9 protein-coding genes, 1 tRNA gene and 1 riboswitch are annotated in these 8,198 nt (G+C 71.6%); all 10 genes read right to left on the bottom strand.

The window, feature by feature from the left end:
* Nucleotides 1–183: 183 nt before the first annotated feature.
* The 10 genes from ABZT03_RS42030 to ABZT03_RS41985 all read right to left on the bottom strand — a co-directional run bounded on the left by ABZT03_RS42030 (nt 184) and on the right by ABZT03_RS41985 (nt 8,046).
* Nucleotides 184–1,557: an NtaA/DmoA family FMN-dependent monooxygenase gene (locus ABZT03_RS42030; protein ID WP_356049317.1), complete on the bottom strand. Its 1,374-nt coding sequence runs from the start codon at nt 1,555–1,557 to the stop codon at nt 184–186.
* Nucleotides 1,558–1,577: 20 nt separating this feature from the next.
* The gene (locus tag ABZT03_RS42025) at nt 1,578–2,789 is read right to left on the bottom strand and encodes an LLM class flavin-dependent oxidoreductase (RefSeq protein ID WP_356049316.1); all 1,212 of its coding nucleotides are present in this window, start codon (nt 2,787–2,789) and stop codon (nt 1,578–1,580) included.
* Nucleotides 2,790–2,863: 74 nt separating this feature from the next.
* The gene (locus ABZT03_RS42020) at nt 2,864–2,950 is read right to left on the bottom strand and encodes a putative leader peptide (protein ID WP_356049319.1); all 87 of its coding nucleotides are present in this window, start codon (nt 2,948–2,950) and stop codon (nt 2,864–2,866) included.
* A 164-nt stretch (nt 2,951–3,114) separates the two neighbouring features.
* A complete protein-coding gene (locus tag ABZT03_RS42015; RefSeq protein WP_356049315.1) occupies nt 3,115–4,137 on the bottom strand; it encodes an ABC transporter substrate-binding protein in 1,023 nt (340 codons plus the stop codon).
* Nucleotides 4,138–4,265: 128 nt separating this feature from the next.
* Nucleotides 4,266–5,090 carry an amino acid ABC transporter ATP-binding protein gene (locus ABZT03_RS42010; RefSeq protein WP_356049313.1) on the bottom strand — a complete coding sequence of 275 codons (825 nt, stop codon included), beginning with the start codon at nt 5,088–5,090 and terminating at the stop codon, nt 4,266–4,268.
* Nucleotides 5,087–6,070, bottom strand: coding sequence for an amino acid ABC transporter permease (locus ABZT03_RS42005; protein ID WP_356049311.1), 984 nt, complete (start codon nt 6,068–6,070; stop codon nt 5,087–5,089). The genes ABZT03_RS42010 and ABZT03_RS42005 overlap by 4 nt, the downstream gene beginning before the upstream one ends.
* A 223-nt stretch (nt 6,071–6,293) precedes the next feature.
* Nucleotides 6,294–6,443 carry a hypothetical protein gene (locus tag ABZT03_RS42000; protein WP_356049309.1) on the bottom strand — a complete coding sequence of 50 codons (150 nt, stop codon included), beginning with the start codon at nt 6,441–6,443 and terminating at the stop codon, nt 6,294–6,296.
* Nucleotides 6,444–6,473: 30 nt separating this feature from the next.
* Nucleotides 6,474–6,581: riboswitch (SAM riboswitch) on the bottom strand.
* Nucleotides 6,582–6,689: 108 nt separating this feature from the next.
* A complete protein-coding gene (locus ABZT03_RS41995; RefSeq protein ID WP_356049307.1) occupies nt 6,690–7,559 on the bottom strand; it encodes a glutathione S-transferase C-terminal domain-containing protein in 870 nt (289 codons plus the stop codon).
* A 133-nt stretch (nt 7,560–7,692) separates the two neighbouring features.
* A complete protein-coding gene (locus tag ABZT03_RS41990) occupies nt 7,693–7,818 on the bottom strand; it encodes a putative leader peptide (protein WP_356049305.1) in 126 nt (41 codons plus the stop codon).
* Between the two features lie 154 nt (nt 7,819–7,972).
* Nucleotides 7,973–8,046, bottom strand: a tRNA-Pro gene (locus tag ABZT03_RS41985).
* Nucleotides 8,047–8,198 lie beyond the last annotated feature (152 nt).

Here is an 8,198-nt window from a genome sequence, read left to right as displayed (position 1 = left end):
CTCCGTGTCGGGGAAGACGAGATGCAGGTATTGCGGCGCGAACGGCATGGCCGGACTCTAGCCAAGATGAGTGTCTAAGCGCCATTGTCCGGGGAGGGTGACGTCCTCGACCACGCCACTCACGCGGCCGGGACGGTTACGCACGGCGGGCCGACGGTTACGCACGGCGGGCCGGGGGGCCGCTCACGACGCGGCCCGCTCCTCGCGCGCGGCGTCCGGGTGCGCGAGGCCGAGGTGGTCGCGCAGGGTCGGGCCCTCGTACTCCGTGCGGTAGACACCCCGCTCCTGGAGCAGCGGGACGACCCGGTCCGCGAAGCCGTCGAGGCCGGTCGGGGTGATGTGCGGGACGAGGATGAATCCGTCGCTCGCGTCGGCCTGCACGTAGTCGTCGATGGTCTTCGCGACGGTGGCCGGGGAGCCGACGAAGTTCTGCCGGTTGCCGGTCTCGATGACCAGGTCGCGGATCGACCAGTTGTTGGCCGCGGCACGCTCGCGCCACTCCCGTGCGGTGGCCAGCGGGTCGCGGTACATCCGCACCTGGGCGCGGCCGCGGGCGATGTGGTGCTCGCCGGGGTCCGGGTCGATGTCGGGCAGCGGGCCTTCCGGGTCGTACGACGACAGGTCCCGGTTCCAGACGAACTCCAGGTGCTTGATGGCGGTGGCACCGCTGACCTGCTGGCGCCGCACCTGCCTGGCCAGTTCCTCCGCCTCGGCGTCGGTGTCGCCGAGCACGAAGCTGGCGGCGGGGAGGATCTTGAGCTCGTCGTGGCCGCGGCCGTACTTGGCGAGCCGGCTCTTGACGTCGGTGTAGAACTCCTGGCCCTCCTTGAGGGTGGCGTACCGGCTGAAGATCGCGTCGGCTCCGGAGGCGGCGAACTCGCGGCCCTCGTCGGAGTCGCCGGCCTGGAAGATGACCGGGCGGCCCTGCGGGGAGCGCGGGACGTCGAACCGGCCCTCGATGTCGAAGTGCTGCCCCTGGTGCACGAACGCGCCGGCCCTGGCGTCGCTGAGGAAGGTGCCGGACGCCTGGTCGGCGAGGATCTCGTCGCCCCGCCAGGAGTCGAAGAGTTCGTGGGTGGTGGCGAGGAACTCCTTGGCGCGGGAGTACCGCTCGTCCTGCGGCAGGAAGCCGCCCCGCCGGAAGTTCTCGCCGGTGAAGGCGTCCCAGGAGGTGACGACGTTCCAGGCGGCACGGCCGCCGGAGAGGTGGTCGAGGCTGGCGAACTGCCGGGCGACCTCGTAGGGCTCGTTGAAGGTGGAGTTGATGGTGCCGGTCAGGCCGAGGTGGTCGGTGACGGCGGCGAGCGCGGCGAGGACGGTGAAGGTGTCGGGGCGGCCGACGACGTCCAAGTCATAGATCTTGCCGCCCTGTTCGCGCAGCCGGAGGCCCTCGGCGAGGAACAGGAAGTCGAACCGGGCGCGTTCCGCGGTCCGCGCGAAGTGCGCGAAGGAGCTGAACTCGATGTGACTGCCGGCCGCGGGGTCGCTCCACACGGTGGTGTTGTTGACGCCCGGGAAGTGGGCGGCCAGATGGATCTGCTTCAGCGGCTTGCTCATGGGTCTGCGGTCCTTCCGGCTCAGGCGGTTGCGTAGCGGTTGGCGGGGCGGGACAGACCCAGCAGTCCGCGCAGGGTGTCAGCCTCGTAGGAGCGGCGGAAGGCGTCGCGGCGCTGGAGTTCGGGGACCAGGGCCCGGGTGATGGCGGGGAGGTCGTGGCCGTGGACGGCGGGCCGCAGCCGGAAGCCGGTGAGTCCCGCAGACTGCAACTCCTGCAGAAGGTCAGCGAGTTGTACGGCGGTGCCGGTGAAGATCCGTGCGTCGGAGCGGTATTCGGCACCGGCCAGTGCGTCGAGGCGGTCGCGGCGGGCGGCGGCCTCGGCCGGGTCGTCGTCGAGGAAGACCACGAGGTCGCCGAAGACGTGCACCGGCTCGGCGGCGCGCCCGGCGGCCTCCTGTTCGGCGCGGATCTCCGCGACGATCGCGCGGGCCTGGCCGGCGTCGTGGGGGGTGACGTATCCGATGTCGGCCTGGCGGGCGACCAGCCGGTAGGGCACGGTCTGGTGGGCGAGGGCGCTGACGACCGGCTGGCCCTGCGGCGGGCGCGGGGTGATCGAGGGGCCCTTGACGCTGAAGTGGCGGCCCTCGAAGTCGATGTAGTGCAGCTTGTCGCGGTCGATGAAACGGCCGGTGCTGACGTCGCGGATCTCCGCGTCGTCCTCCCAGCTGTCCCAGAGCCTGCGCACGGCCTCCACGTGGTCGGCGGCCTCGTCGAAGAGGTCGGTGATCAGCTCCTGGGCGGCCGGACTGTCGAAGGTCTCGACCCGGGGGATCGCGCGCCGGCCGAAGTGGGCGGCCTCGTCGGGGCGCGCGCTGATCCGCACCCGCAGGCCCGCCCGGCCGGTGCTCACATAGTCCAGGGTGGCGATCGCCTTGGAGATGTGGAACGGCTCTGTGTGGGTGGCCACCACCGTCGGCACGAGACCTATGTGCCGGGTCAGCGGTGCGATGCGGGCCGCGGTCAGGACGGCGTCCAGCCGGCCGCGGACCTGGTCGGTGCGCGCGTCCGGCTCCAACAGGTGCGAGGACTGGAGGCCGAGGCCGTCCTCGAAGGTGACGAAGTCGATCAGGCCGCGCTCGGCCTCGGCGACCAGTTCGGCCCAGTGGCCGGCGGTGAACAGGTCCCGGGGCCGGGACACGGGCTCCCGCCAGGAGGCGGGGTGCCAGCCGGTGCCGTCGAGGGCGACGGCGAGGTGCAGCAGGGAAGAGGTAGGAGAGGGAGAAGGGGACACGGGTGGGTGCCTTCCTGGAGGTCCGTACGGGAGCACCGGCCCTCACGGGGAAGGGCCGGGCGGGGGCAACGGCGTCAGGAGCAACAGAGCGCGCCGGCCAGGCGCCGGAGGTCGATGTGCGGCCGGGGGTGGAGGTGGGCGGAACGCGGGACGCGGGTCACGTCCGTCACCTCCGTACGTCGGGCCCCGGGGGCCGTGCGGGCCCGTGCCGGGCGCGTCTCCTCCCCGGTCCCAACGGTCCGGTCGCACTGTCTGTTCCGGCCGCGCGCACCGGGACGGCCGCGGAAGACGGTTCCGCGGGCCGGCCGGCGGGTGGGCGGTGCGGTCAGGAGTTGTCGAGCGGCAGCCCGGGCGGGTTGACCTCGGAGGTGGTGACGGCCTCGTTGGAGAGGTTCCACGCCTTGAGCCAGGCGGCGTACTGGCCGTTCTTGATCAGGTGGTTGACGGCGTCGGCGACCGGCTCGGCCAGGCCGCTGCCCTTCTTCGCGGTGGCGGCGATGAGGCCCTGGAGCGACTCGCCGGCGCCGGAGAACGTGCCGGCGTTGCGGGTGGCGTTCGGCGTCTTCGCCGCCTGGGTGACGTGGTAGGCGATACCGGGATTGGGGCCGAAGAACGAGTCGATCTTGCCGCTGGACAGTGCCAGGTAGGTGCCGTTGCGGTCCGGGTAGTACTTGACGGTGAGCTTCTTGCCCTCCTTGGCCAGCTTGGCCTTCCACTCCAGCAGGAGCTTCTCCTGATTGGTGCCGGAGCCTACGGAGACGGTCTGGCCGGCGAGGTTCTCGTAGTTGTCGTCAAAGTTCCATTTGCTCTTCGCCGGCACCTCGAAGCCGAGGTTGTCCTGCCGGTAGGAGGCGAACTCGTACTTCTTCTTGCGTTCCTCGGTGTCGGTGACGTTGGAGAAGGCCACGTCGACCTTGCCGCTGTCCACGCCGACGAACAGATTCTCCCAGGTGGAGTTCCTCACCTCGGGCCGGAGTCCCAGCACCGCGGCCACCAGGCGGCCGAAGTCGGGTTCGGCGCCGGTGAGGGTCTTCTGGTCGCTGCCGACGTACGCCAGCGGCGCGAACCCGGAGGGAAGCGCGCCGACACCGACGACCAGCTTTCCGCTTCTGCGGACCGCGTCGGGCAGTTCGGCGCTGATCGACTTCACCTCGGAGACCTTGAGCGTGGTCTGCCGCGCGGCTCCGTTGGACAGCTTCCCCACGGTGACCGTGCCGGCGGGGTCCGACGTCCTGGTGGCGGCGTCGCTCTCTCCCCCGCAGGCGGCGAGCCCGGTCGCGAGGGTGGCGACGGCGGTGGCGGCGGTGACGCCACGCAGCAGGCTCCGGCGGGTGATGTGGGTAGGCATGACGGGCTGTCCTTGTCCTTGGGGTCTGCGGGTCTGTAGGTCTGCGGGGTGCACGGTGTGACGGGCCGCACGGTGCGGCGGTGCGGGTGAAGGGCGTGACGGGGGCGTGTGGAGGGGCGTCGGTGGTGTCAGAGGACCCTGGCGAGGAAGTCGCGGGTCCGCTCGTGCCGCGGCCGGTCCAACACCTCGCCGGGCGGCCCCTGTTCGACGATCCGGCCCGCGTCGATGAAGACGATCCGGTCGGCGACCTCGCGGGCGAAACCGATCTCGTGGGTGACGATGACCAGGGTCGTGCCGCTGGTCGCCAGATCCTTGATGACGGCCAGGACCTCACCCACGAGTTCGGGGTCGAGGGCCGAGGTGGGCTCGTCGAACAGGATGATCCCCGGGCGCAGGGCCAGGGCGCGGGCGATCGCCACCCGCTGCTGCTGGCCCCCGGACAGCTGCCGGGGGTAGGCGCCGGTCCTGTCCCCGAGGCCGACCCGGTCCAGCAGGGCGCGGGCCAGCTCCCGCGCCGCGCTCCGGGACAGCTTCCCGGTGGCCACGGGCGCGGCGGCGACGTTGTCGAGGACGGTCAGGTGCGGGAAGAGGTTGAAGTTCTGGAAGACGAACCCGATCCGGCTGCGCTGGGCGAGGATCTCCCGCTCGCTGAGCTCCTTGAGCCTCCCCCGGCCTTCCGCCGGCGGGGTCCCCCGCTTCCTTCGGTCACCCTGCCGCCGGACGCCGATCAGTTCGCCGCCCACGCTGACATGGCCGATATCGGGCTTCTCCAGGTGGTTGACGACCCGCAGCAGGGTGGACTTGCCGGAGCCGGACGGGCCGAGGATTACGGTGACCTCGCCGGGCCGCACGGTCAGGTCGATGCCGTCCAGCACCCGGTGGGCGCCGTACCACTTGTGCACGTCGTGGACCTCGACCGCGGCGGGCACGGCCTCGACTACGTCGGCGCTCATACGGCGGCCTCCCTGCGGATCCGGGCCCTGAGGTCGGTGAGTGCGGTGCGTGCCTTCTGCAGCGGCGTCGGCGGCAGGGAGCGGGTGGCGCCCCGGGCGTAGTGCCGCTCGACGTAGAACTGGACGACCGAGACGAGGCTCGTGAGGATCAGGTACCAGACGGTGACCACCAGGAGCAGCGGCACGATGTCGCCGGGGTAGGTGGAGCCCATCGTCTGCGCGGAGCCGAACAGGTCGAGCAGGGAGACGTAGAAGACCAGCGAGGTGCTCTTGACCAGGCCGATCAGCTGGTTGACGTAGTTCGGGACGATGGACCTGAGGGCCTGCGGGAAGACGATCTTCGTGAACTGGTAGCCCTTCGGCAGTCCGAGGGCGGAGGCCGCCTCGTGCTGGCCCTGGTCCACGGAGAGGATGCCACCGCGGACCACCTCGGCGGCGTAGGCCGCCTCGTTGAGGCTCAGGCCGACCACGGCGACGACCATGTCGGTGGCGAGCCGCGACTCGTCGAAGCGGAAGAAGGCGGGGCCGAAGGGCACTCCGACGCTGAGCGTCTGGTACAGCGCGCTGAAGTTGTACAGGAAGATCAGGACCACGATGAGGGGCACCGAGCGCAGCACCCACACGTAGGTCCAGCTGACCGCGCGCAGGACGGGGCTCCCGGAGAGCCGGGCCAGCGCGAGCAGGACTCCACCGAGCAGGCCCAACACGGCGCTGTATGCGGCGACTTCGAGGGTGATGAGCAGTCCGTCGACGATGGTGGGCCGCAGGAACCAGTAGCCGAACCGGTCCCACTGGTAGAAGGGGTTGGTGACCAGTCCGTGTGCGAACTGCGCGGCAAGGACCAGGACCACCGCGGTGGCGATCCACCGTCCGGGGCGGCGCAGCGGCCGAACGCGCTGCGCGCTGAGGGGTCTTGACGGGGTGTCGGTGGGTGGTGGCGCCTCGGCGAGGGACACGGTGGCGCCAGGGGGTTCACTCATGGAGGTGCTCCGGCAGAGTCGGATGCCCGGGACCGCGACGAACGCGAGCGGCCACGGCGCGGCGGCAGGGCGGGGATCGGCCTGCGGCGCGGCGGGACGCACGGAACGTGGGGAACCGGGAGCTGGGTGGACAACGGCACACCGTGCGGGCCGAGTTCGTCAGGAGGACGAGCGGCGTGCCGGGCAGCGGTGCGGCGGTGCGGTGAGGGCTGGGGAGAGTCCGTCAGCCCCGACAGCGGGCACGGCCCGGTGCGGTACACAGTGCGCTGTTGACGCGGAGCAGGTCGACGGCGCGATCGGCGACCAGGATGTCCGCGTACGGCGGTACGCAGCCCGCGGAGCGGCGTGCGGCCGTCCTGGGAGCTGCGTACATGTCGTCACCGTCACTGTTCCGGCCCTGCGGGCCTCGCGCTTACCGAAGAGTCGTCGGTCCGGTCGTCACCTGGGGCACCCCACCGCGTGCGAGGGTTGCCGGTCAGCCGGCCAGGGCCTGTGGCTGACGCTCATGACCTTCTGGACGTCAGTCAAGACAATCGGCCGATCCGATGTCAACACCCGTCCACCTGCTGGAACAGCGGGGTCGGTGGCGTGGAACGGCGGGAGCACGGCCGGGGCACGGCTACGACCGGAGGGCGGCGTGGCCGGCCCAGTCGAGGATCTGGACGGCCGCTCCGGCCGCCTCCAGGCCCCGGCAACGGGCGTGATGGCGGCGGGCGATGCCGTCGAGGTCGAGGTGGGCGGCGAAGGCCGGGTGGGCGGCCAGGTGGCGGGCGTGGGCCCACAGCGCTGGGTGGCCGGCGATGCGGTGCACGGCGGCGGCGTCCAGGTGATGCCGGTGCACGGTGTCGAGTTGCACCAGCGTAACGAACAACTCGACGTCGGCCGCCGTGAGTTGATCACCCATCAGATAGTCGTGCACGGTCAGGCGCCGCTCCAGCGCGCCCAGCGTGCCGAACAGGGTGTCGAGCGCCGCCGTCCGCTGCTCCGCGTCGGCGCCGGCCTGTCCGGCGCTCTGCGCGGCCGCGTCGACGCCCTGGGCGCACAGCCGTTCCACGGTCTGGATCTCCGTCTCCGTGCCGCACGGGTACAGCGCGGGACGGCCGCCGCCGAAGTGGCGGGCCAGGTCCCGTGTCACGTCCGGGGCGTGGGTGCTGACGATACGGCCCGACCAGGCGTCGCTGAGCACCGGCCCGACGGCGGCCCCCGAATACCGGTGCGCGCTCGCGTCGTAGAGCGGGCGCAGCACGGAGTACCCCCCGTCGGGACAGTCGGGGACGGCGTCCAGCACGGTCACCGGACACACGTCGGTGAGGCCGAGCAGGCTGTGCGTCACGGCGATGCGCAGTCCGCCGGCGCAGGCGGGCGACAGGTGGAGGTGGTAGCGGCCGGGCACGGCGTAGTGCCCACTGCGGGCGTCCCGCCCGATGCGGCCGCGGAAGGAGGGGGTGAGCGACGTGGAGGGGACGGGGGCGAGCGGCGTAACGGACATGGATCTCCCCGGGGTGGGTGCGCAGACGTACGCGCGGCGGAAGCGACGTCGGGCGATCGGCGGACGGCGGGCACGCGCGCGCCGGTCAGGGCGGTGCCGCGAGGGACACCGGAGGCGCGGGGTGCGGCCGGGCTCAGCCGAGGGGCGGCCTGATCGCGCTGCAGACACGCAGCAGATCGATGTGCCGGCGGGAGGTCAGGAGAGGCGACGGCGGGGTCGTAGGACTCACACGACTCCTGACCGGTCCGGCGCGCCCCATGTTTCCCTACCTGTTCACTAGGATTCTCATCAGGAGTGTGAATCCGCATCCAGGCCGCGTCAAGGGGACGTCCACCGACTGGTTACGGCGGTGTCGGGGCGGCAACGCGAAAAAGGGCCCCGCGGGCTCTCGCCCGCGAAGACCCTTCGCACCGTCGGGACGACAGGATTTGAACCTGCGACCCCTTGACCCCCAGTCAAGTGCGCTACCAAGCTGCGCCACGTCCCGGTGCCGTCCCACGGTGATCCGTGTGAACGCGCAGCCAAACCCTACCCCATACGCGTGGCCGCCCCGGTGCGCGACGGCCCGGGGCGGCATCGACGCCCTCGAGGCGGCGGTCGCCTCCCGCGGCGGGAACGTCACCGGAGTGATCTTCCACG

It is taken from the genome of Streptomyces sp. NPDC005574, assembly GCF_040605435.1.
Taxonomy (GTDB): Bacteria; Actinomycetota; Actinomycetes; order Streptomycetales; family Streptomycetaceae; genus Streptomyces.
Note: the sequence above shows the minus strand (reverse complement) of the source record. Positions and strands in the feature narration are given on the sequence as shown.

Bases quoted from the DNA above. Each gene is read 5' to 3' on its own strand.
- ABZT03_RS42030 (WP_356049317.1), bottom strand. From the start codon at position 1,557: ATGAGCAAGCCGCTGAAGCAGATCCATCTGGCCGCCCACTTCCCGGGC.
- ABZT03_RS42015 (WP_356049315.1), bottom strand. From the start codon at position 4,137: ATGCCTACCCACATCACCCGCCGGAGCCTGCTGCGTGGCGTCACCGCC.
- ABZT03_RS42010 (WP_356049313.1), bottom strand. From the start codon at position 5,090: ATGAGCGCCGACGTAGTCGAGGCCGTGCCCGCCGCGGTCGAGGTCCAC.
- ABZT03_RS42005 (WP_356049311.1), bottom strand. From the start codon at position 6,070: ATGAGTGAACCCCCTGGCGCCACCGTGTCCCTCGCCGAGGCGCCACCA.
- ABZT03_RS42000 (WP_356049309.1), bottom strand. From the start codon at position 6,443: ATGTACGCAGCTCCCAGGACGGCCGCACGCCGCTCCGCGGGCTGCGTA.
- ABZT03_RS41995 (WP_356049307.1), bottom strand. From the start codon at position 7,559: ATGTCCGTTACGCCGCTCGCCCCCGTCCCCTCCACGTCGCTCACCCCC.
- ABZT03_RS41990 (WP_356049305.1), bottom strand. From the start codon at position 7,818: ATGGGGCGCGCCGGACCGGTCAGGAGTCGTGTGAGTCCTACGACCCCG.